General features: G+C 67.0%; 20 protein-coding genes and 1 other RNA gene. 11 read left to right on the forward strand and 10 right to left on the reverse strand.

All coding sequences use genetic code 11. The features are described 5' to 3' along the window. Positions 1–44: 44 nt before the first annotated feature. Positions 45–1,019 carry an L-histidine N(alpha)-methyltransferase gene (gene egtD, locus ACFQ4G_RS13940; RefSeq protein ID WP_238203902.1) on the forward strand — a complete coding sequence of 325 codons (975 nt, stop codon included), beginning with the start codon at positions 45–47 and terminating at the stop codon, positions 1,017–1,019. Positions 1,020–1,022: 3 nt separating this feature from the next. Here egtD and ACFQ4G_RS13945 read toward each other — a convergent pair whose 3' ends face one another. From ACFQ4G_RS13945 to ACFQ4G_RS13960, 4 genes are all read right to left on the reverse strand, one after another. Beyond that, positions 1,023–1,298 carry a hypothetical protein gene (locus tag ACFQ4G_RS13945; RefSeq protein WP_238203900.1) on the reverse strand — a complete coding sequence of 92 codons (276 nt, stop codon included), beginning with the start codon at positions 1,296–1,298 and terminating at the stop codon, positions 1,023–1,025. Between the two features lie 381 nt (positions 1,299–1,679). Beyond that, positions 1,680–4,157, reverse strand: a complete 2,478-nt coding sequence (gene clpA, locus ACFQ4G_RS13950; protein ID WP_238203898.1) for an ATP-dependent Clp protease ATP-binding subunit ClpA — start codon at positions 4,155–4,157, stop codon at positions 1,680–1,682. Between the two features lie 23 nt (positions 4,158–4,180). Further along, on the reverse strand, positions 4,181–4,531 hold the full coding sequence (gene clpS / locus ACFQ4G_RS13955; protein WP_238203963.1) for an ATP-dependent Clp protease adapter ClpS: 351 nt from the start codon (positions 4,529–4,531) through the stop codon (positions 4,181–4,183). Between the two features lie 405 nt (positions 4,532–4,936). Then, positions 4,937–5,281 (reverse strand): phasin family protein, encoded by a 345-nt coding sequence (locus tag ACFQ4G_RS13960; RefSeq protein WP_238203962.1) that lies wholly within the window; start codon positions 5,279–5,281, stop codon positions 4,937–4,939. A gap of 297 nt (positions 5,282–5,578) precedes the next feature. On the opposite strand from ACFQ4G_RS13960, the gene ACFQ4G_RS13965 reads away from it, so the two are divergent. Then, complete coding sequence (locus ACFQ4G_RS13965; protein ID WP_238203960.1) at positions 5,579–7,066, forward strand: SPOR domain-containing protein; 1,488 nt, start codon at positions 5,579–5,581, stop codon at positions 7,064–7,066. A gap of 140 nt (positions 7,067–7,206) precedes the next feature. Here the strand turns inward: ACFQ4G_RS13965 and ACFQ4G_RS13970 are convergent, their stop codons facing one another. From ACFQ4G_RS13970 to ACFQ4G_RS13980, 3 genes are all read right to left on the reverse strand, one after another. After that, positions 7,207–7,920: a J domain-containing protein gene (locus ACFQ4G_RS13970; protein WP_238203894.1), complete on the reverse strand. Its 714-nt coding sequence runs from the start codon at positions 7,918–7,920 to the stop codon at positions 7,207–7,209. Continuing rightward, a complete protein-coding gene (locus ACFQ4G_RS13975; RefSeq protein WP_238203893.1) occupies positions 7,917–8,165 on the reverse strand; it encodes a hypothetical protein in 249 nt (82 codons plus the stop codon). The genes ACFQ4G_RS13970 and ACFQ4G_RS13975 overlap by 4 nt, the downstream gene beginning before the upstream one ends. Positions 8,166–8,274: 109 nt before the next feature. Further along, positions 8,275–9,408 (reverse strand): S1C family serine protease, encoded by a 1,134-nt coding sequence (locus tag ACFQ4G_RS13980; RefSeq protein ID WP_238203891.1) that lies wholly within the window; start codon positions 9,406–9,408, stop codon positions 8,275–8,277. Between the two features lie 424 nt (positions 9,409–9,832). On the opposite strand from ACFQ4G_RS13980, the gene ACFQ4G_RS13985 reads away from it, so the two are divergent. Further along, positions 9,833–10,048 carry a hypothetical protein gene (locus ACFQ4G_RS13985; RefSeq protein WP_238203889.1) on the forward strand — a complete coding sequence of 72 codons (216 nt, stop codon included), beginning with the start codon at positions 9,833–9,835 and terminating at the stop codon, positions 10,046–10,048. A 213-nt stretch (positions 10,049–10,261) separates the two neighbouring features. Here ACFQ4G_RS13985 and ACFQ4G_RS13990 read toward each other — a convergent pair whose 3' ends face one another. Continuing rightward, a complete protein-coding gene (locus tag ACFQ4G_RS13990) occupies positions 10,262–10,462 on the reverse strand; it encodes a hypothetical protein (protein ID WP_238203887.1) in 201 nt (66 codons plus the stop codon). A gap of 347 nt (positions 10,463–10,809) precedes the next feature. On the opposite strand from ACFQ4G_RS13990, the gene ACFQ4G_RS13995 reads away from it, so the two are divergent. The 3 genes from ACFQ4G_RS13995 (at position 10,810) to ACFQ4G_RS14005 (ending at position 15,127) form a co-directional block, all read left to right on the forward strand. Beyond that, a complete protein-coding gene (locus tag ACFQ4G_RS13995; protein WP_238203885.1) occupies positions 10,810–11,247 on the forward strand; it encodes a hypothetical protein in 438 nt (145 codons plus the stop codon). A 107-nt stretch (positions 11,248–11,354) separates the two neighbouring features. Next, positions 11,355–13,523 (forward strand): methylmalonyl-CoA mutase, encoded by a 2,169-nt coding sequence (scpA, locus tag ACFQ4G_RS14000; protein WP_238203882.1) that lies wholly within the window; start codon positions 11,355–11,357, stop codon positions 13,521–13,523. 170 nt (positions 13,524–13,693) lie between these two features. After that, positions 13,694–15,127: a mannose-1-phosphate guanylyltransferase/mannose-6-phosphate isomerase gene (locus ACFQ4G_RS14005; RefSeq protein WP_238203880.1), complete on the forward strand. Its 1,434-nt coding sequence runs from the start codon at positions 13,694–13,696 to the stop codon at positions 15,125–15,127. 11 nt (positions 15,128–15,138) lie between these two features. Here the strand turns inward: ACFQ4G_RS14005 and ACFQ4G_RS14010 are convergent, their stop codons facing one another. After that, a complete protein-coding gene (locus ACFQ4G_RS14010; RefSeq protein WP_238203878.1) occupies positions 15,139–16,674 on the reverse strand; it encodes a YifB family Mg chelatase-like AAA ATPase in 1,536 nt (511 codons plus the stop codon). Positions 16,675–16,820: 146 nt separating this feature from the next. Here ACFQ4G_RS14010 and ACFQ4G_RS14015 point away from each other — a divergent pair, with 146 nt between their 5' ends. The 4 genes from ACFQ4G_RS14015 to ACFQ4G_RS14030 all read left to right on the forward strand — a co-directional run bounded on the left by ACFQ4G_RS14015 (position 16,821) and on the right by ACFQ4G_RS14030 (position 19,573). Further along, positions 16,821–17,084 (forward strand): PepSY domain-containing protein, encoded by a 264-nt coding sequence (locus tag ACFQ4G_RS14015; RefSeq protein ID WP_238203876.1) that lies wholly within the window; start codon positions 16,821–16,823, stop codon positions 17,082–17,084. Positions 17,085–17,140: 56 nt separating this feature from the next. Continuing rightward, positions 17,141–17,237, forward strand: an RNA gene (gene ffs, locus ACFQ4G_RS14020) — signal recognition particle sRNA small type. Positions 17,238–17,308: 71 nt separating this feature from the next. Continuing rightward, positions 17,309–19,180, forward strand: coding sequence for a DNA polymerase III subunit gamma/tau (locus ACFQ4G_RS14025; RefSeq protein WP_238203874.1), 1,872 nt, complete (start codon positions 17,309–17,311; stop codon positions 19,178–19,180). 72 nt (positions 19,181–19,252) lie between these two features. Continuing rightward, positions 19,253–19,573: a YbaB/EbfC family nucleoid-associated protein gene (locus tag ACFQ4G_RS14030; RefSeq protein WP_238203872.1), complete on the forward strand. Its 321-nt coding sequence runs from the start codon at positions 19,253–19,255 to the stop codon at positions 19,571–19,573. 64 nt (positions 19,574–19,637) lie between these two features. Here ACFQ4G_RS14030 and ACFQ4G_RS14035 read toward each other — a convergent pair whose 3' ends face one another. Then, the gene (locus ACFQ4G_RS14035; RefSeq protein WP_238203871.1) at positions 19,638–21,254 is read right to left on the reverse strand and encodes a phosphoenolpyruvate carboxykinase; all 1,617 of its coding nucleotides are present in this window, start codon (positions 21,252–21,254) and stop codon (positions 19,638–19,640) included. Between the two features lie 342 nt (positions 21,255–21,596). Here ACFQ4G_RS14035 and recR point away from each other — a divergent pair, with 342 nt between their 5' ends. Further along, complete coding sequence (gene recR, locus ACFQ4G_RS14040; protein ID WP_238203868.1) at positions 21,597–22,202, forward strand: recombination mediator RecR; 606 nt, start codon at positions 21,597–21,599, stop codon at positions 22,200–22,202. Positions 22,203–22,284: the final 82 nt, after the last annotated feature.

Raw genomic sequence — 22,284 nt, forward strand, 5'->3', positions numbered from 1 at the left:
CCGTCTTCTTTCCTTATGCGTATGCGTCCTTCGGAGACCTGCCCGTGACCATCAATCCCGTCTTCACGGACGCCACACCCCTCTCCGCGGTCGCTCCGGAGCAGCAGTTCCTGGACGATGTGCTGGTGGGCCTCGCAGCGGCACAGAAGTTCGTTCCGGCGAAGTATTTCTACGACGAGATCGGCTCGGATCTGTTCGAGGCGATCACCCGCCAGCCGGAATACTACCCGACGCGGACCGAGATCGGCATCCTCGACGCGTCGGGGCCGGACATCGCGGCGGTTCTGCCGGCCCAGGCGAATCTCGTCGAATTCGGCAGCGGTTCCACGGTGAAGGTTCGGCGGCTCCTCTCCCATCTCAGAGACCTTGCCGCCTACGTGCCGGTGGACGTCTCGGAGAGTTTCCTGCGGAGCGAGGCGGAGACGCTGTCGGGCGATTTTCCGAATCTGTCGATCCTGCCGGTGGCCGCCGACTTCACCCGGCCCTTCACCCTTCCCGAGGGCCTGTCCGATGGGCCGGTGGCGGGCTTCTTTCCGGGCTCGACGATCGGCAATTTCGAGCCTCCCCAGGCCGCCCACCTGCTCGCCCATTTCGGACGGGTCCTCGGGCGCGATGCCACCCTCATCGTCGGCGTCGACCTCGTGAAGGACAAGGCCGTGCTGGATGCGGCCTACGATGATGCGGCCGGTGTGACGGCGAGGTTCAACCTCAACCTGCTCGATCGTATCAACCGCGAACTCGGCGCCGATTTCGACACGGCGTCCTTCGCCCACCGCGCCTTCTTCGCTCCCGAGACCTCGCGGATCGAGATGCATCTCGTCAGTCTGCGCGCCCAGGAGGTGGTTCTCGCCGGTCGTCGCTTCGGTTTCTCGGCAGGTGAAACCATCCACACCGAGAACAGCTATAAATACACGATCGAGGGATTCCGCGGCCTTGCCGATCAGGCCGGCTGGAACGTGGCGCGGAGCTGGACCGACCCGCACCGCCTGTTCTCGGTCCATGCCCTCACCCGTCGGTGAGGATCAGGCCTTCTTCTCCAGCATCTGCTTGACCTGCATCAGCTGGTCCCAGACCGTCCCGGGTGTCGTGCCGAGGACCTCGAAACCTGCGCTGACGCCCCAGTAGATCCCGTAGCAGATGATCGGAACGAGGATCCAACCGAGGATCTCTTCGCCTCGCCGGCGGCGGATCCGACGGCGGCGGCGCTCCTCGCGCCGGGTCAGTTTCTGCGGCCGGGCAGGTGCGTGGGGCGCTTGGCCGGAGAGCGGCGTCAGGGGGCCCTCTTGCAGGTCGCTCATGGATAGTCCCCCATTGTCGCGAGCGGCCAGACGGTCCCACACACGTCCCGCCTCATCGGCGTGACCCGGCATGGAAGCCGGAATGTGTGGTGTCGCGTCGCGAGCCCCCTCGCATGATTCGACGTCGACCGGGCGCCGATGCACCCTTCCGAACGCGGTAGCTAGGACATCGGCCCGAAAAGTGGATGCCGCTTTTCCGAGAAAACCGATGCGAGACGTAAGCCTGAGCACCGCTCCGGACGCGATATCCGGGACGATGCTCTAGCGAGCGATCTCCCGCCTGTCGACCGGCACACCGTTCTTTTCGGCGCCGAACGAAAGCGGGGCACGGCCTCCCCGTCGTGAGGAAACCATGCCCCGTTCAACGAAACGACACCGGGTTCAGGCGCGGACGAGAGGCACCTTAGGCACGGTGCGGACGCCGCCCGAACCGCCCTTGTCGTCCTTCTTGGCCTCGTCCTTCTTGCGCGGAGCCGCCTTGGCCCGGCTGCGCTTGCGCTTGCCGCCGGCATTGGTGACGTCCTTTTCCGGCTTCGGCGTCACCGGACCGGCCGGGAACTCGAAGGCGAGCGCATCCTTCTGCGCGATCGTCTCCCCATTCTCGGCCTTCCTGAGCACGACGCGGACGGCACCGCCATCCTTGAGGCGCCCGAACAGGACCTCGTCGGCCAGCGGCGTCTTGATCGTGGTCTGGATCAGGCGAGCCATGGGCCGCGCGCCCATCGCCTCGTCGTAGCCATTCTCGGTCAGCCACTCGCGTGCCTCGTCCGAGAGTTCGATGGTGACGTTGCGGTCGGCGAGCTGCGCTTCGAGCTGAAGGACGAACTTGTCGACCACCTTGGCGACCACGTCCTTCGGCAGGTGTCCGAACGAGATGATCGAGTCGAGTCGGTTGCGGAATTCCGGCGCGAACAGCTTGTTGATCGCCTCCACGTCGTCTCCCGTGCGCTTCGTCTGGGTGAAGCCGTAGGCCGATTTCGCCAGATCGGACGCGCCCGCATTCGTCGTCATGATGATGATGACGTTGCGGAAATCCACCTGCTTGCCGTTGTGGTCGGTGAGCTTGCCGTGATCCATGACTTGCAACAGGATGTTGAACAAATCCGGGTGGGCCTTCTCGATCTCGTCGAGCAGCAGCACGCAATGCGGATGCTGGTCGATCCCATCGGTGAGCAGGCCGCCCTGGTCGAAGCCGACATAGCCGGGCGGCGCGCCGATGAGTCGGCTGACCGTGTGGCGCTCCATGTATTCCGACATGTCGAACCGCAGCATCTCGATACCGAGCGAGGCGGCAAGCTGCTTGGCGGCCTCCGTCTTGCCGACGCCGGTGGGGCCGGCGAAGAGATAGGAGCCGATCGGCTTGTCGGGATCGCGCAGGCCCGCACGGGCGAGCTTGATCGCCGAGGTGAGCGCCTCGATGGCGCTCGACTGGCCGTAGACAACGCGCTTCAGGTTCTCGGTGAGGTTCTTGAGAACCACCGCGTCGTCCTTGGAGACGGTCTTGGGCGGGATGCGGGCCATCGTGGCGATGGTCGCCTCGATCTCCTTCACGCCGATCGTCCGCTTGCGGCGGGCCTCCGGCACCAGCATCTGCGAGGCGCCGGTCTCGTCGATCACGTCGATCGCCTTGTCCGGCAGCTTGCGGTCGTTGATGTAGCGGGCCGACAGCTCCACCGCGGCCTTGACCGCCTCGGTGGTGTATTTGAGCTTGTGGAACTCCTCGAAATACGGCTTCAGGCCCTTCACGATCTCGATGGCGTCCGGGATCGACGGCTCGTTGACGTCGATCTTCTGGAAGCGCCGCACCAGGGCACGGTCCTTCTCGAAATACTGGCGGTATTCCTTGTAGGTGGTCGAGCCGATGCAGCGGAGCGAGCCGTTGGCGAGGGCCGGCTTCAGCAGGTTGGACGCGTCCATGGCCCCGCCGGAGGTGGCGCCGGCACCGATCACGGTATGGATCTCGTCGATGAAGAGCACCGCGTTCGGGTGGGCCTCGATCTCCTTCATCACCTGCTTGAGGCGCTCCTCGAAATCACCGCGATAGCGGGTTCCGGCGAGCAGCGTGCCCATGTCGAGGGAGAACACGGTCGCGTCGATGAGGACCTCGGGGACCTCCTTGTTGATAATCTTGCGGGCGAGCCCCTCCGCGATCGCGGTCTTGCCGACACCGGGATCACCCACCAGAAGCGGATTGTTCTTCTGGCGGCGGCAGAGGATCTGGATCGTGCGCTGGACCTCGCTCTCGCGGCCGATCAGCGGATCGATCCGCCCGTCGCGGGCCTTCTTGTTGAGGTTGACGCAATAGGCTTCGAGGGCGTCACCTTTCTTCTTGGTGCGGTTCTCACCCTCCTCGCCGCTCGGGCGCTCGGACGAGGATTCCTCCTCCGCACCACGGACGGGCTTCGGCTCGGACGCGCCGGGCCGCTTGGCGATGCCGTGGCTGATGTAATTGACCGCGTCGTAGCGGGTCATGTCCTGCTCCTGCAGGAAATAGGCGGCGTGGCTCTCGCGCTCGGCGAAGATCGCCACCAGCACGTTGGCCCCGGTCACCTCTTCCCGGCCGGACGATTGGACGTGGATGACCGCGCGCTGGATCACGCGCTGGAAGCCCGCCGTCGGCTTGGCATCCTGGCGTCCGTCGCCGATCAGGTTGGCGAGTTCGGTATCCACGTATTCGACGAGGCTGCGCTTGAGCGTATCGACCTCGACGTTGCAGGCCCGCATGACGGCCGCGGCATCCTGATCGTCGACCAGGGCGAGGAGCAGATGCTCCAGCGTCGCATATTCGTGCCGGCGCTCGCCGGCGAGCGCCAGGGCGCGGTGGAGAGCTTGTTCTAGGCTGCGAGAGAAGCTGGGCAAAAGCGGGTCCTCGTGTGGGGTGCCTATTTTTTTTCCATGACGCACTGGAGAGGATGTTGATGTTTGCGCGCGAAGTCCATGACCTGCGTCACCTTGGTCTCCGCCACCTCGTAGGTGAAGATCCCGCACTCGCCGACGCCGTTCTGGTGAACGTGCATCATGATCTGGTAGGCGTCTTCCTTCGACTTGTTGAAAAATTTTTCGACGACGTGCACGACGAATTCCATCGGCGTGTAATCGTCGTTGAGAAGGAGCACGCGGTACAGGCTCGGCCGCTTGGTCTTCGGCTTGGTCCGCGTGATGATCGCGGTGCCGGAACGGCCGTCGTCGTTGCCGCCGGGCCCGATCGGATCGGCGGATCGCGGAACCGGCATGGCGGCGCGCGGCGCATCGTCGTCACGGCGCGGGGCTAGCCGGCCCTGATCCATGACGTGAGACGCGGATAACCGCATCAGGTCGTCGAACATCGGAATAGCTGCGACCCCATTCTTGGCAGAGGAGTCCGGATGCGGGGTGAGAAGAACCGACCGGCTTCCCGAGGGCACGCCTGCGCGACGCACCTGCTGGATCGTTAATCTATAGGCCGTTTCCGGACTTCGCCAGTCGCCTGCGCGCACTTGTCCGCCGGCAGAGACGACCAGCGCCCCCACCGTCGGATGCATTCTCCCGTCCCGCCGCTCGCGGGGTGCCGTGCCGCACGAGAAAGGGCGATCGAGCCTCGCCCGATCGCCCCGAAACGTCATTCTCGAAAAGCGGGCCGTTCGCGCCCGCCGGGTCGCTCAGCTGGCGACGGGGAGATTGGTCTTGGTCAGCTCCTGGAGCGGCTTGCCGATCTCCTTGGCGAGTTCGCTGTACAAGCCGCCGACGAGCTTCGCCTGGGCGACCATGCGCTCATAGGAAGCCTTCATGAATTCGGCCTGGATTTCCATGGCGACCTGGGGGCTCTTCGCCTCGGCCAGCTTCTTCATGGTCGCGGTGCCGAGCTCGAAGGACTGCTTGGCGAAATCGGCCATTTCCAGGCCGGCGGTCTGGTTCGTCTTGGAGACGAGCGAGACGCTCTTCATCATGGAATCGACGCCGGATTTGTCGAAGGCGGGGATCTTGTCGAAGGGCTGGAACGTCATGAGATGCAAGATGCCCTCTCGGGCATTCCTCTGGAGCCGGACATCGACAAGGCCGCTCCCCCGACTCGCAGGATCGACCAGCACGCGTTCTATGTGCGATGCAGCATGTGACGTCAAGATCTATGTTGCACTGCAACAAAATCGCTCGATTAGTTGTGAACGCATTAACCGGGCCGTAACCGCGTCGACCTAGCCTGATTGACAGATGTTGCGAGGTAACGGCGGCGAGCCCGCCTCTCGCAGTGATGGTGCAGTGCAAGCCGGTCATCGATCGGTCGTCGAGGGCAGTAAGTCGTGATGCGTAGCGTTCCGAGTCGCCTCCGGACGACCCATGGCCTGCCGGCCCTCATCGCGGCGGCCGCTGTCCTCTCGGCGATCGCGTCACCGGCGGATGCCCGGCGCGGACATCACCATCGCAGCGGTGGAGGCTACAACCCGCCCTACGCTGCCATGGTGATCGACGTGAAGACCGGCCGCACCCTGCATGCGGTCAACGAGGATTCCCTGCGCCATCCCGCCTCGATCACCAAGGTGATGACGCTCTACATGCTGTTCGAGCAGCTCGAGCGCGGTCGCTTCAACCTCGATTCACCCCTGACCATCTCGAGCTTCGCCGCCGCGCAATCCCCGTCGAAGCTCGGCCTTCGGCCCGGCTCGACGATCGAGGTCGAGGACGCGATCAAGGCGATCGTGACGAAATCCGCCAACGACGTGGCCTGCGCCATCGGCGAGAACATCGCCGGTTCGGAGCCGAAATTCGCCGAGATGATGACCCGCAAGGCGCAGGCCCTGGGCATGACGCGGACCCATTACGCCAACGCCTCCGGCCTGCCCGACGCGGACCAGATCACCACGGCGCGCGACCTGACGATCCTCGCCCGCGCGATCCAGGACCGCTTCCCGCGCTACTACAAGTACTTCCAGACCCGCTCCTTCGCCTTCCGCGGCCGGGTCATCGGCAACCACAACCGCCTGCTCGGCAATGTCGAGGGCGTCGACGGAATCAAGACCGGATACACGCGCGATTCGGGCTTCAACCTGATGACGGCCGCCAAGTCCGACGACCGCCAGATCGTGGCGATCGTGCTCGGCGGCAAGTCGGGCGCCAGCCGCGACCGGATCATGGCCGACCTGGTGCGCAACAGCCTGCCCCGCGCCTTTGCCGGCAACCGCCAGACCCCGGCGGTGACGGAGGTCGCCGAGCGCGGTCGTCCGGCCGTCGTCGCCGACGCCACCTCGCGGACCCGCACCCAGGTCGCCTCGGCCGATGACGACGATGCCGAGGTCGAGACCACCGCCTCGACCCAGCCCCTCGACATCAGCCCGCGCCAGACCACGACGCCGGGCAGCGCCGGCGCCAAGTGGCGGACCGGCGCCCTCCCGGCCTCGGCCCAGGCCTATGCCCCCACCGCCGCGCCGGTCACCTTCCCGGGCGCGAAGGTCTCCGCCAGCGGCAAGACCGACGCCCGGCTCGCCTCCGTCGACGGCCCCCGTGCCGAACCGGCCGCCAAGGTTTCGCCCGGCACCAAGGTGACGCCCACCGCCTGGGTGATCCAGCTCGGCGCGATGGACGACGAGGACAAGGCGAAGTCGATGCTCTCGGATGCGCGCAGCCGTGCCGGCAGCGCGCTCTCCAAGGCCTCGCCCTACACCGTCAAGGTCGAGCATGGCGGCGCCACCCTCTACCGCGCCAGGTTCTCGGGCTTCGCCGAGCAGGAAGCCGCGCAGGACGCCTGCTCGACCCTGAAGCGCAACGGCTTCAACTGCTTCGCGACGCGGAGCTGAGCCGAGGTTCCGCTTCCGTCACCAGGGACGGGACGATTCTGCCGACATCGACGATGGCGCCGTTCGTGCCCTCGTCGAACCCTGCGGCCGTTTGCCGACAGGTTCGACTCGATCATTTTTCTGGCAACGCGCGTGGAGTATCAGCGATGTCGGTCCAAAAGCCTGTCTCGGGCCGCGTTGATGCGCGCCGCCCCCTCGACCGTTCCGCCCTGGTCGGGATGCCACCGTTTCATCAGCGTGCGATGAGCCGTGCGGATCTGCTGCAGGGTCGCCCCGCCCTGAAGCCCCAGGATCTGGTGGGCCTCCTCCTGCGTCATCGCCCCTGGATTCGCCGGACGGCGCGGCCGCGGGTCGGCATCTCGCTCAGCGTCTACACGCCCGGCGGCCGATCTGCCGTCGAGATACGTCTGTAGCCGGCGCGCGGCGATGCGATCGACCTTGCGGCACACCGCGAGGATCTGGATCAAGGCCGGCTCGGGCAGTTCCGACAACCGATGCCCGGCATAAGGGCCGATCTGCACGATCCCGTCCGCCGTCCGCCCGTCGGGCAGGACCTCGAACAGCACGATCGACGGTCGCGACACGGATGCGCGTGGAAGCATCCCGCGCAGGCGGGTGGCGAGGGCATCGACGCCGTCGAGAAACCAGAAGGCGACGCCGCCGAACAGGATCGCCAGCTCGATCCTGCCGCGAACGGCCGCCACACCTGCCAAAGCCAGAAGCGCGTAGCCACCGGCCCGCCTCACCACGCGCGGCGTGATCAGCCGCCCGAGACGCCGGGCGAGACGCGGCTTGGCGTCCTTGACGTACCACCACAGGACGAAGAGGGCGACGATGGCGGCGAGGATCGTCATCGGCGCATGTCATGATCGAGCGTCACCCGGCCGCCGACCCGGACCTTGAACCCGCCGACCTCGTGGAACTCGCCGTCGGAGCGTCGACGGGACGGGCTCCCACCCGGACACCCGTCTCGCGGAGGCAGGCGCACACCTTCGGGTGCATCGTCCGGGCACAGGCGCCGCGCTCCGTCGCCCGCCTGGACTGGCGGCGCGCCGAGCGTCAGGCCGACGCAGACGAGGAACTGGGGAACGCGGGACATCGCCGTCATCGTTGTTTCTTGCTTGGTTCTGATCGTGCGGGACTATCACGCTGCGGGGGATCCTACCCCAACGGAAGGGGCCGACGCGACACGAGACGCGGCAAAAGCCTCATTGCCGCGTCTCGGCCACATCCGCCGTGGTGACGCGGACCTTGCGGATGCGGCCGTCGCGCTCGACGGCGAGGTCGATGGCCTTGCCGATGCCCGCCGCTTCCATCGCGGCGGTGAGATCGGCCAGGCGATGCACCGGCTGGCCCCCTGCGCCGACGATGACGTCGCCGATCGTCCCGGTCTGGAGATCGACGCCGCGCAATCCGGCCTCGGCGGCCGGCGATCCGCGCAGGACGCGCAGGACCACAACGCCGTCGATACCCAGGCGCGCCGCGGTCGCCTCCTGGCCCGCGATGATGCCGATACCGGGATTGCGGGTGCGGCCGTTGCGGATGAGTTCGGGCACGACCCGGTTCACCACGTCGGCGGGGATGGCGAAGCCGATACCCGCACTGGCGCCGGAGGGCGAGTAGATGGCGGTGTTCACGCCGATCAGCCGCCCGGCGGAATCGAGAAGCGGTCCTCCCGAATTCCCGGGATTGATCGCCGCATCGGTCTGAATGACGCCGGAGAGCTCCCTCCCCTCCCCGGTGGGAAGCCGCCGGCGCAGCGCGCTGATGACGCCCGTCGTCAAGGTATGGTCGAGGCCGAACGGGTTGCCGATGGCGAAGGCCGCCTGCCCGACCTTGAGATCCGTCGATGTGCCGATGGCGAGCGGCGGGGGAACCGCTCCGGTGCCGCCGAGACGCAGGACGGCGAGGTCGTAGCTCGGCGCGGTGCCGACGATCGTCGCCGGCCTGACCTCGCCGGAGGAGAGCCGGACCGAGACCGATCCGCCGCGCTGGGCCGCCGCGGCCACCACGTGGTTGTTGGTCACCACATGCCCGGCGCCGTCCCAGACGAAGCCGGTACCGGTCTGCGATCCGTTGCCGCCCTCACCCTCCTCCGAATCCGGGCTCATCAGGGCACGGCCCTGGGTTGCGGCCTGCGCGAAGACGTGGACGACGGAGGGACTGGCGCGCTCGAACAGGGCGGCGGTGGAGCTTTCGGCCGGGGCGAGCTCTCCCCTCGCCGTGATCGCCCGCGGTGTTTCCGCCGAGAACAGGAGGGCGGTGACGTAGGGCTGCCCGACATAGAGCGCCATGAGCACGAGCGCCGCCGTGACCGCTATGCGCGCGAAGCGATCCGGCATGTCACATCCCCTTCAAGGCTTTGGGAAAAATCCGGGCATTGCCCGCCGCATTAACTGGTCGGTCATCGCTCTCCGTTCAACTGGTCTCACGGGCGGGACGGTCCGGGTGCGCAGGCACACCGCTTTGCCCCGACCCACAGGCTACAGACTAGATCAGCACTGGAATTCACCACTCTTCATTCGAAAAAGAGGGCGTCCCGGGGCGGCCGCCGTAAGCTTTGTGTCGAAAACGTGATGCTTAGGGCGGGGGATGGAAAATCGAGATGGTTACCGTCTTTGTGACTGTGCCCAAATTGATCGCAAAGCTGCCCTAGAGATGCTTCCATTCTCACGGAAACACGTCCCGCGCTGGTTGGCCCGAATGTTCGGGCAACCGGACAGACCCGCGGGGAACGACCCTCTCAGGTTCAAGGAAAACATAGACATGGAAACCGAAGCCCTCGAACGTCCTGCCGATCTGACGATCTGGCGGACGGCTCCCGTCCCGGCACCGCTGGCACAGCCCGCGCGCTACGACACCCTTCGCGAGGCGATCGAAGCCGCCGCCGGTGCCCTGACCGACCCGGCCAAGCAGCCCTGGATCATCACCGAGGAGGGCGAAATCCTCTCCCCGAACTGGATCCGCACCTACCTGAACTGATCGGCCGATCGACCCGGATTAGTTCGGTTCAAGTCTGTCGCATCCGCATTCGCCGAGTGTGTCTCGGCAAAGGTCGAAACGACCTCGCCGCCGGCGCGGAATCGACCGCGCCGCGCAGCCTCGACGACGACATGCCGGATCCTCCGCTCCGTCCGACGAGAGCCGAGGGATCATGCCGTGTCGGCACGTCATGCCGCTTCGGGCGGACAGGCCTCAGGCCAGACGGTCCACCACGACGCCCTGCCCTTCAGGAAGCACGGCTTTCTGCGATTCCGCGCTCTGCTGCACCAGCTGGGCGATGGCCTGATCGCCCTCGGCCTGCTTCTTCAGGAAGATGGACTGTATCGTCCCGCTCGTGGCCGCGCTCTGGCTCGACACGATCGACTGCGCGAGGCCGGCAATGGAATCGCTCATGGATGGGGTTCTCCGAGGATCGGACTCACCTAAAAGACGAGCCCTTGCCGAAGTTTGAAGAAAACCGGCCGGGATTATCCGAAAAACGTCCCGGTCCCTTGCCACCCTCCGACAGCGCTGCGGCCGGATCGTTGCGGTGACCCGGCTTTTCGAAGGCCTCCACTGTTTCGAACGGTGACGGGTCTCGAGGGAGCCGGACGCGCGTCGGGATGCCGATGAGTGCGGCGCTTTCGCCGGATGCCGGTGATCGGAGCAATCCGTGGTCTGTGCGACCTCGCCCCTGCCATGCCTGGAGGCGAACCCCCGATCGAGGCTACACCCTATCGATCCTGCGAGGGACCGACGGCGTGACGATCCAGATTCTCTCCGACGACGCAGACCCTGAGGCACGCCGCGTGCGGCGTCACCTGGCACGCCTCCAGGCTCTCCTCGAACGGCGCCGCCTGCGCGTCACGCTCATGCGGGGTGCCAGGGGGCTCGTCGGCGGCGGCGCGAGCTTCGCGGCGCTGGTGAAGCTGAAGCTCGCCGGGTCCCTCGTCCTCAAGGGTGGTCTCGCCGTGCTGGTCGGTCTCTGCTTCGCCTGGCCGATCGTGGCCGGGCTTCTCCTCGCCCTCCTGCTCGTCGTCCTCGCCGTCGTGGGCGCCATGGAAGGAGAGGCGCCGAGCCTTCCAGACACGTGCTGGAGCAGTTCCGGGCGGCGCGACAAGCTGCGCGAACTGATCGACGAGCGCGTGCGATGGCTCGATGGCCGATCCGGACCGGCGCCGAGATATCGTCGTCCCTGATCGACGCTTGTTCGACTCTGTTTCTCAAAATGGATTTGAGAGGGATAGCCCGAAGCCGGGGCTTCATTATAATGCGCTGCGAAACGCCGCCGCACGAGTTCGATCACATGACGTCCCGTATCCCTGATTTCGCGACCGTCCCTTATGCGGCAGACGCTTTCGTGGCGCCGGTTCCCCCGATCGGCGAACCCTGGATGACCCCGGAAGGCATTCCGGTGAAGGGCGTCTACGGGCCCGAGGATCGTGAGGGCATCGAGTTCCTGAACACCTATCCGGGCGTGGCTCCGTATCTGCGCGGTCCGTACCCGACCATGTACGTCACCCAGCCCTGGACCATCCGGCAATATGCCGGCTTCTCCACGGCCGAGGATTCGAACGCCTTCTACCGGCGCAACCTCGCCGCCGGGCAGAAAGGGCTGTCGGTGGCCTTCGATCTCGCCACGCACCGCGGCTACGATTCCGACCATCCGCGCGTCTCGGGCGATGTCGGCATGGCGGGCGTCGCGATCGACTCGATCTACGACATGCGCACCCTGTTCTCGGGCATCCCCCTCGACGAGATGACCGTCTCGATGACGATGAACGGGGCCGTGCTGCCGATCCTCGCCCTCTACATCGTGGCCGCCGAGGAGCAGGGCGTCCCGCCGGAAAAACTCGCCGGCACGATCCAGAACGACATCCTGAAGGAGTTCATGGTCCGCAACACCTACATCTATCCCCCGGCGGGTTCGATGCGGATCATCGGCGACATCTTTGCCTACACCTCCCAGCACATGCCGAAGTTCAACTCGATCTCGATCTCCGGCTATCACATGCAGGAAGCCGGAGCGACGAACGACCTCGAACTCGCCTACACGCTGGCCGACGGCGTCGAGTACATCAAGGCCGGCCTCGCCGCCGGTCTGACTATCGACAAGTTCGCCCCACGCCTGTCGTTCTTCTGGGCGATCTCGACGAACTTCTTCATGGAGATCGCCAAGATGCGGGCCGCGCGCCTGATCTGGGCCAAGCTCGTGAAGGAGTTCGAGCCCAAAACCGACAAATCGCTGCCCCTGCGCACCCATAGCCAGACCTCCGGCTGGTCGCTCACCGCGCAGGACGTGTTCAACAACGTCACCCGCACCTGCATCGAGGCGATGGCGGCGACGCAAGGGGGCACGCAATCCCTCCACACCAACGCCCTCGACGAGGCGCTGGCGCTGCCCACCGATTTTTCGGCGCGTATCGCCCGCAATACCCAGCTCTTCCTGCAGCAGGAGAGCGGCACGACGCGCATCGTCGATCCGTGGGGCGGGTCCTACTACGTCGAGAAACTCACCCAGGACATCGTCACCCGCGCCTGGGAGCACCTCCGCGAAGTGGAGGAACTCGGCGGGATGGCCAAGGCGATCGAGGCCGGCATCCCCAAGCTGCGCATCGAGGAGGCGGCTGCCCGCGCCCAGGCCCGGATCGATTCCGGGCGCCAGACCATCGTCGGCGTCAACAAGTTCAAGCCCGAGGATGACCGCGCCATCGAACTGATGCGCGTCGACAACGGCAATGTCCGCATGCTGCAGATCGACAAGCTCAAGCGCCTGCGCGCCGAGCGCAACCAGGCCGATGTGGACGCGGCGCTCGCGGCCCTCACCCAGGCGGCGCAGGACGGCACGGGCAACCTGTTGGCTCTCGGCGTCGAGGCAGCGCGGGCCAAAGCCACGGTCGGCGAGATTTCCGACGCGCTGGAGAAGGCCTGGGGCCGGCATCGGGCCGAGATCCGCTCGATTTCGGGCGTCTACAAGCGGGAGGTGGGTGGCATGTCGCCTGTGGTCGAGACCGTTCGTCAGCTCGTCGAGACCTTCGAGGAGAACGATGGGCGCCGCCCGCGCATCCTGGTCGCCAAGATGGGCCAGGACGGCCACGACCGCGGCCAGAAGGTGATCGCCTCGGCCTTCGCCGATCTCGGCTTCGACGTGGATATCGGGCCGCTTTTCGCCACGCCCGCCGAGGCGGCGCGTCAGGCGGTGGAGAACGACGTCCATATCGTCGGCGTGTCGTCCCTGGCCGCCGGACACCTGACGCTGGTGCCCGAACTGAAGGCGGCCCTCACCGAGCAGGGTCGCGGAGACGTGATGATCGTCATCGGCGGCGTAATTCCTCCCGGCGACTATCCCGCCCTCCATGCCGCGGGCGCCTCGGCGATTTTTCCGCCCGGCACGGTGATTGCTGAAGCCGCGGTGAAGCTGATTGAGGAATTGAATGGCAGGCTCGGCTACAGCGCTCGGCAGGCGGCCGAGTGATCGGAGACGTATCCCCAGCGTTGGAAGGATCGTCCCGAAGCCATTGCCGCCCGGTCGGCTCTTGCCCTATCGCTTCGATTTCATCTTCCGTTTCGGACATGGTCGGGCGCGGCGACCAAAAATCGTACCGTACGACGCCGCGTCGACCTTCAGATTGTGAGTAGACGTCGATGACCTCAGGATACTCTCCGCTCATCCATCCGGTCATCCTGTGCGGAGGGTCTGGGACACGATTGTGGCCGGCCTCCCGTGAGAGCATGCCGAAGCAGTTCACGCCGCTCGTGAGCGCCGACAGCTCGACGTTCCAGGACACGGCCCGGCGTGTGGCGGATGGGGCGGCGTTCTCGCGGCCGACCGTGATCACCAGCAGCGAGGCCCGCTTCATCGTGGCCGAGCAGTTGCTGCAGGCGGACGTCCAGGCCGATATCGTGCTCGAGCCCGAGCGGCGCGATTCGGCCGCAGCCGTGGCGGTGGCCGCCCTGCATGCCGCCGGTCGTGATCCCGAGGCGGTGGTGCTGATCCTGGCCGCCGACCACGTCATCGGCGACACCGAGGCCTTCGTCGCGGCGGCCCGGTCCGCCGCTGAGGGCGCCCGTGCCGGTCGCATCATGACGCTGGGGATCGAGCCGGGCACCCCCTCCACCGCCTACGGCTACATCCGCAAGGGTGCACCGATCGAGGGCATCGACGGCGCCTACGAGGTCGGTCGCTTCGTGGAGAAGCCCAACCGTCACGGGGCCGAGAGCCTGATCGCCGACGGTGCCCTGTGGAACAGCGGCTACTTCCTGTTCCGCGCCGACGTGATGCTCGCCGAGCTCGAAACCTATGCGCCCGAAATCCTGGCCGCGACCCGTGCGGCCCTCGACGGCGCGACCACGGATCTCGACTTCCTACGCCTGGACGCCGCCGCCTTCGCGCGTGCGCCCAAGACCTCCATCGACTACGCGGTGATGGAGCGGACCGACCGGGCCGGGGTGCTGCCGGTCTCGTTCGCCTGGTCCGATGTCGGCACCTGGGACGCGGTCTGGGACGTGCTGCCTCGCGACGCGTTGGGCAACGCCGTGCGCGGGCGGGTGGAACTGGTGGAGACCCGCGGCAGCCTCGTCCATAGCGAGGGCGAGCACCTCACCGCCGTGGTGGGCGTCGACGACATCGTCGTGGTCTCGACCCCGGATGCGGTCCTCGTCACCTCGAAAGCCAAGGCGGGTCTCGTCAAGGAGCTGGTCACGCAACTGCGCGAGAAGGCTCATCCCGAAGCCGATGCCCACCGGCGGATGTTCCGTCCCTGGGGCTGGTACCAGCGCATCGACATCGGCGAGCGCTTCCAGGTGAAGCGCATCATGGTGACGCCGGGCGGCCGGCTCTCGCTGCAGAAGCATTTCCACCGGGCCGAGCACTGGGTCGTGGTGCGCGGCACCGCCGAGGTCACCGTGGACGAGCGCGTCGTCCTGGTTCACGAGAACGAGGCGGTCTACCTCCCCATCGGCTCGATGCATCGCCTCACCAACCCCGGCAAGATCCCCCTCGAACTCATCGAGGTCCAGGTCGGATCCTATACCGGCGAGGACGACATCATCCGCGTCGAGGACATCTACGGGCGTTGAGCCGCCCGGAGTCAGGCGGCCACCGGCCGCTCGACCCTGCCGCGATAGGATAGGGCCTCGGCGAGGTGGATGCGGCGCACCCGCTCCTCCCCGTCGAGATCCGCCAGGGTCCGCGCCACCCGCAGTACCCGGTGGAAGCCCCTGGCCGACAGGCGCATTGTTTCCGCCGCATCGCGGATCAGCGCCGCGCCATCCGCGTCCGGCGCGGCCATCTCCTCGATCAGTGTCGCCGGGCAGGTCGCGTTGGTGACGACGCCGGTCAGGCCGTGCGCCGCGAAGCGCTCGATCTGTAGCCCGCGGGCCGCCGCGACACGTGCCGCGGTCTCGGCCGAGCCCTCGGCCGGAGGCGGCAGGATCAGGTCGGCCGCCGTCACCGCACCCACCTCGATCCGCAGGTCGATCCGGTCGAGGAGCGGTCCCGAGATCCGTGCCCCGTATTGCGCGACGCAACGCTCGTTGGGGCCGCGCCGGCAGGCATAGCCCGGTTCCAGGGCTTGCCCGCAACGGCATGGATTCATGGCGGCGACGAGCTGGAAGCGTGCCGGATAGGTCACCCGATGATTGGCGCGGGCGATCATCACCTCGCCGGTCTCCATGGGCTGGCGCAGGGAATCGAGCACCTGGGGCGTGAATTCCGGCAATTCGTCGAGGAAGAGCACGCCACCATGCGCCAGCGAGGCCTCCCCGGGACGGGCGTTGATCCCTCCGCCCACGAGCGCCGCCATCGACGCCGAATGATGCGGTTGCCGGAACGGCCGCCGGTTCGAGAGCGCGCCGCCCTTCAGCTCTCCGGCCACCGACTGGATCATCGAGACTTCGAGGAGCTCGCGCGGGCCGAGTGGCGGCAGGATCGAGGGCAGCCGGGCCGCGAGCATCGATTTCCCCGCCCCGGGGGGGCCGTTCATCAAGAGGTTGTGGCCTCCGGCCGCGGCGATCTCCAGGGCGCGCTTGGCCCCTTCCTGGCCCTTGATGTCGCGAAGGTCGGGCAGGCGGCCGGTGGGCGCGGCGACGGCCGGTTCGGGCCGGGCCATCACCTGGCTTCCCTTGAAATGGTTGGCGAGCTGGATCAGCGAGCGCGGTGCCAGCACGTCCATGTCGCCGCCGGCCCAGGCCGCTTCCGGCCCCGTGGCGGCAGGGCAGATCAGACCGAGACCCCGAGAATTCGCCGCCATCGCCGCCGGCAGCACGCCGTTCACCGCCGTGATGGTGCCGTCGAGGGCGAGCTCCCCGAGGACGCAATAACCGGCGAGCGCATCGGCCGGAATCGCCCCGATGGCGGCCATCACCGCCAGCGCGATCGGCAGGTCGTAATGCGAGCCCTCCTTGGGCAGGTCCGCCGGCGCCAGATTGACGGTGATGCGCTTGGCCGGCAGCGCCAGCCCGGAGGCGATCAGAGCGGAACGGACGCGCTCGCGCGATTCGGCCACGGCCTTGTCCGCGAGTCCCACCACCATGAAGACCACGGCGCCGGGAGCGATCTGCACCTGGACGTCGACGGCGCGCGCCTCGATTCCCTCGAAGGCGACGGTGGCGACGCGGGTGACCATGGTTCCGAACCTCTCGAACTATGGCCAAGGTTAGGGTGAGGCGTGATCGGTGACAACCAGCGCGTGCGCCATTGCGGAATCGTCATGGAACCTCGGGGCCATTCCGCCGTTCGCCCGCCGTCGGATTCCCGACGAAGGAGTTTTCAATGTCGATCAAGACCGCCGGCCTCGCCGCCATCGCCCTCGGTTTCGCCCTCACCGGCACCGCCCTCGCCGATCGGGCGCCGACGCCCGAGGAACTCACCAAGATCGAGGCGACCCTGAAGAAGGAAGGCTTCGTGAAGTGGAAGAAGATCGAGGTCGAGGATCACGAGATCGACGTGGACGACGCCATCGACGCCAACGGCAAGCAGTTCGACTTGGAGCTCGATCCGAAGACCTACGCCATCACCACCCGCGAAGCGGAGTAGGCGGCTCGCGGATCGCGGCGCTTGCGTTCCACGAAGGCGCCGGCCATATAGCGCTCGGGAGGTTGGCGAGGGACGTTTCACTCGCCAACCGGGTCAGGTCCGGAAGGAAGCAGCCCTAACGAGACCGAGCGGGTCTTCGTCCAGCCTCCCACCTTCGTTGCTCTTCCAAGGCCCGCGTGGCGGCATCCCCCGACCTCGGGGCCGCTCGAACCACGCAAGGCGGCATGGACGCGACCTCCGGCACTCCGAGCGATCTTCCCGGTCTTCCGGGTTTTCCCGAGCCTGTGCCGGCCGCTGCGCCCTACCGGGTGCTGGCCCGCAAGTACCGTCCCCAGAATTTCGATGACCTGATCGGCCAGGGCGCCATGGTGCGCACGCTGGCCAATGCCTTCGCGGCCAACCGTATTCCCCAGGCCTGGATGCTCACCGGCGTACGCGGCGTCGGCAAGACGACGACGGCCCGCATCCTCGCCCGCGGGCTCAACTATGTCCGCGACGGCCATCCCGATACCGGCCCCACCATCGCCATGCCGGAGCTCGGTCGCCACTGCCAGGCGATCATGGAATCACGGCACATGGACGTGCTGGAGATGGATGCCGCCTCGCATACCGGCATCGACGACGTGCGCGGCATCATCGACGGCATCCGCTATTCGCCGGTCTCGGCCCGCTACAAGGTCTACATCGTCGACGAGGTGCACATGCTCTCGGAGAAGGCGTTCAACGCCTTCCTGAAGACCCTCGAAGAGCCGCCGCCCCACGCCAAGTTCGTCTTCGCCACCACCGAAATCCGCAAGGTGCCGGTGACGATCCTGTCGCGCTGCCAGCGTTTCGATCTGCGCCGGGTCGAGGCCGATACCATGGTCGCGCATCTCGCCAGGATCTGCGCCGCCGAGAGCGTCGAGGCCGAACCCGAGGCCCTCGCCGCGATCACCCGCGCCGCCGAGGGTTCGGTGCGCGATGCCCTCTCGCTCCTCGATCAGGCTATCGCCCATGGCGCCGGCCTCGTCACCGGGGCGAGCGTGCGCGACATGCTCGGCCTCGCCGACAGGGGGCGGATCGTCGACCTGTTCGAGGCGGTGATGCGCGGCGACATCCCGACGAGCTTCGCGGAAGTGCGCGGCCAGTACGAGGCCGGTGCCGACCCGGCCGTGATCCTCTCCGATCTCGCGAGCTTCACCCATCTCGTCACCCGCCTGAAGCTGGTGCCCGAAGCGGCGGCCGCAGACCCGACCCTCAGCGCCGACGAGCGCGGCCGCGGCGGCGAGTTCGCGGCCAAGCTCTCGATCCGTGCCCTGTCTCGGGCATGGCAGATTCTGTTGAAGGCGATCCCCGAAGTGCAGGTCGCCGCAAGGCCCCTCGCCGCAGCCGAGATGGCGCTGGTGCGCCTCGCCTACGCCGCCGACCTGCCGACGCCTGACGAGGCCCTGCGGCAGTTGAAGGCAGAGTCCGGCGCGGCGCAGTCCTCCGGGGCGGCGCCCGTATCGCCGCCTTTGTCCGCCCCGAATGCCTCGTCGCCGATGCAGGCGGTCGCCTCCCCGGTCACGGTGGATGTTCCTCCCTCGCGTCCGGCCCTCACCCTCGCGGCGAGCGGCGGAGCGCGGACGAGCCTCGTTCCCGCCGCCGTCTCGGCTGCGCCTCCGCAGGAGGCCGGCCCCCGCCTCAGCAGCTTCGAGGACGTCGTCGCGCTGGCCGACGAGCGCCGCGACATCGGCCTCAAGATGGCGCTGGAGCGCGAGGCGCATCTCGTCCGGTTCGAGGAGGGACGGATCGAGTTCCGCTTGGCGGAGGGTGGGCGGCAGAATCTCGCCAACGACCTCGCCCGCTCGCTCGACGCCTGGACGGGACGGCGCTGGATCGTCGCCCTTTCGAAGGAGGAGGGCGAGCCCACCCTCGCCTACAAGGCACGGGCGGCCCTGGAATCGCGCCACGAGAACGCGGCCGCTCATCCCCTCGTCAGGGAGGTGCTCGCACGTTTTCCCGGTGCTCAGATCATCGACGTGAGGGACAAGGCCGTCCTGACGGAGCCGGTGGCAGGTGCGGATCTCGCGGTATCCGATCCCGAAGGCAGCGGCGAACCGGACGACGAGGCGTAGCGCTTCGCCGGGTCGGACCCTAAATGGCGATCTGATAGTCCCCTGCCTCCAAACCTTTCGGAAAGCTCAGCCATGCGCGACCTCATGGGAATCATGAAGCAGGCCCAGGCCATGCAGGAGAAGATGGCGAGCCTGCAGACCGAACTCGAAACCGTAGAGGTGAAGGGTGCCTCCGGCGGTGGTGCGGTCGCCGTCACCATGACGGCCAAGGGCCTCGTCAAGGGCATTACCCTCGATCCGAGCCTGATGAACCCGGACGAGCGGGAAATCCTCGAAGATCTCATCGTCGCCGCCGTCAACGACGCGCGCGGCAAGGCCGAACAGGTGGCGGCCGAGCACATGGCCGAACTCACCAAGGGACTGCCGATCCCACCCGGCATGAAGCTGTTTTGATCCTCATCGCCGATCGGGCGTCCGATCCCGGAGCGAGCCGGGATCGGATCGTGACCAAGACAATCTAGGCGGCGATCACCTGAACCGGCTCCGCGGCGCGGACATCGGCGTCCACATGCGCCTCAAAACGCTTGAAGTTTTCGCGGAACATCGACACGAGCCGCGTCGCCGTCTCGGCGAAGGCGGCTTTGTTGCCCCAGGTCTTCACCGGCTGGAGGATATGCGGCTCCACGCCGGGGACGAAGACCGGGACCGCGAAGCCGAAATAGGGATCGCGTCGGAACTCGGTCTTCGACAGCGATCCGTCGAGGGCCGCGCCGAGCAGGCGCCGCGTGACGCGGATCGGCATGCGCCGTCCGGTGCCGACGCCGCCGCCGGTCCAGCCGGTATTCACCAGCCAGCAATCGACGTCGTGATGGGCGATGAGGTCGCGCAGCAGGTTGCCGTAGACGCTCGGGTGGCGCGGCATGAACGGCGCTCCGAAGCAGGTCGAGAACGTCGCTTCCGGCGCGGTCAGGCCGCGCTCGGTGCCGGCGACCTTGGCGGTGTAGCCGGAGAGGAAGTGGTACATCGCCTCCGCGCCGGTGAGCTTGGCGATCGGCGGCATCACGCCGAATGCGTCGCAGGTCAGCATGACGATGTTCTTCGGGTGCGCGGCGCGCCCCGTCGCGCTGGCATTGGCGATGAAATCGAGCGGGTAGGCGCAGCGGGTGTTCTCGGTCAGGGACGCGTCGTCGAAATCGGGACGACGCGACATCGGATCAATCACCACGTTCTCCATGACCGTGCCGAAGCGCTCGGTGGTGGCGTAGATTTCCGGCTCGGCGTTGCGCGACAGGCGGATGGTCTTGGCGTAGCAACCGCCCTCGAAGTTGAAGATGCCGTCCTTGCTCCAGCCGTGCTCGTCGTCGCCGAGGAGCATGCGCGAGGAATCGTTGGAGAGCGTGGTCTTGCCGGTGCCGGAAAGGCCGAAGAACAGGGCCGAATCGCCCTCGGCATCGAGCGCCGCGTTGGCGGAGCAATGCATCGGCATCACGCCGGCGCCGGGCAGAACGAAGTTGAGATAGGTGAAGACCGACTTCTTCATCTCGCCGGCGTAGGCGCTGCCGCCGATGAGGACGATCTTACGGGTGAAGTCGATGGCGATGACGGTCTTCGAGCGGCAGCCGTGGCGATGCGGCTCGGCCTGGAAGCTCGGCAGGTCGATGATCGTCAGTTCCGGAACGTAATCCGCCAGGGCCGCGCGATCGGGCCGGATCAGCAGGTTGCGGATGAAGAGCGAATGCCAGGCGAATTCGGTGAAGACCCGGGCCTGGACACGGTGAGCCGGATCGGCGCCGCCATAGAGGTCCTGGGCGAAGAGTTCGCGCCCCTCGGCATGGCCGAGGAAGTCCTGGTACAGGGTCTCGAACTGCTCGGGCGTGATCGCGCCGTTGTTCTCCCACCAGATCTCGTTCTCGGTGTTTGCGTCGCGGACAACGAACTTGTCCTTGGGCGACCGGCCGGTATGGGTGCCGGTGGTCGCCACCAACGCGCCGCCATGGGCGAGCTGCGATTCACCGCGCTTCAGCGATTCTTCGTAGAGACGCGGCGTCTCGAAATTCCAGTGGACGGCCTTGAGGTTGCGCAGGCCGATCGTCTCGGCGCCATGGCTGGCGTTGAACTCGCCGATATCTGTCACGTCCGTCACTCCTCAAGACACCTGATCGCTTACGCGAAGTTTCGGTCGGTCTCCCGATATGCTCCGACCGGTTCGACGAAGTGTCCGCGCAGTCGGTCAGGCCCGCCGCGCACAGGTTCACCACTCTATCGATCCGTCTTGCATAGACGGCGAAGGGAGCGCGTCAATTGAACCAAGGGTGGATGCGCCGACGAACGGGGCGATTTGTCAGCCGGGCCAACTCCGCTCGTCCAGGGAGAGCCGGGTGGCGTTGCGGCGCATGCCGCGACGGAAAAATCCGGCTAAGAGAGGTCGCCACACGCCCCTATCAACACGCGGCCATCGCCGCCCGACGGAACACGCATGGCTCAAGCCGTTGCAGGCCCCGAGATCGAGCGCCTGATCCAGCTCCTCGCCCGCATGCCGGGTCTCGGCCCGCGCTCGGCGCGGCGCGCGGCCCTGCACCTCATCAAAAAGCGGGAGACGCTGCTCGGACCGCTCGCGGACGCCATGAAGGTGGCCTCCGAGCGCATCGTCGTGTGCCGGGAATGCGGCAACGTCGATACCAGCGATCCCTGCACCATTTGCCGGGACGCTTCGCGCGACCCCTCGATCCTGGTGGTGGTGGAGGATGTGTCCGACCTCTGGGCCCTGGAGAGATCGGGCGCAGTGACAGCGCGCTACCATGTCCTCGGCGGCGTCCTCTCGGCCCTCGACGGGGTGCGCCCGGAACATCTCAACTTGGCTAGCCTGGTGGACCGGGCAGGCAACGGGGAAGTCCGCGAGATCATCCTCGCGCTCAACGCCACGGTGGATGGACAGACCACCGCGCATTACGTGACGGAATCGCTGAGCCACCACGGCCTCAAGGTCACCCGCCTCGCCCACGGCGTGCCGGTGGGCGGCGAACTCGATTATCTCGACGAGGGGACGCTCTCGGCGGCGATCCGGAGCCGGACGGCGTTCTGAGGCCCCGCTCACCCGACGCCCTTCGCCGATTTGACCGGCCTTTCGGCAAACCTTATCTGCGGGGTTGGCCCGGCCGGCTCCC

This window comes from Methylobacterium marchantiae (assembly GCF_042679825.1).
Classification (GTDB): Bacteria; Pseudomonadota; Alphaproteobacteria; order Rhizobiales; family Beijerinckiaceae; genus Methylobacterium; species Methylobacterium marchantiae.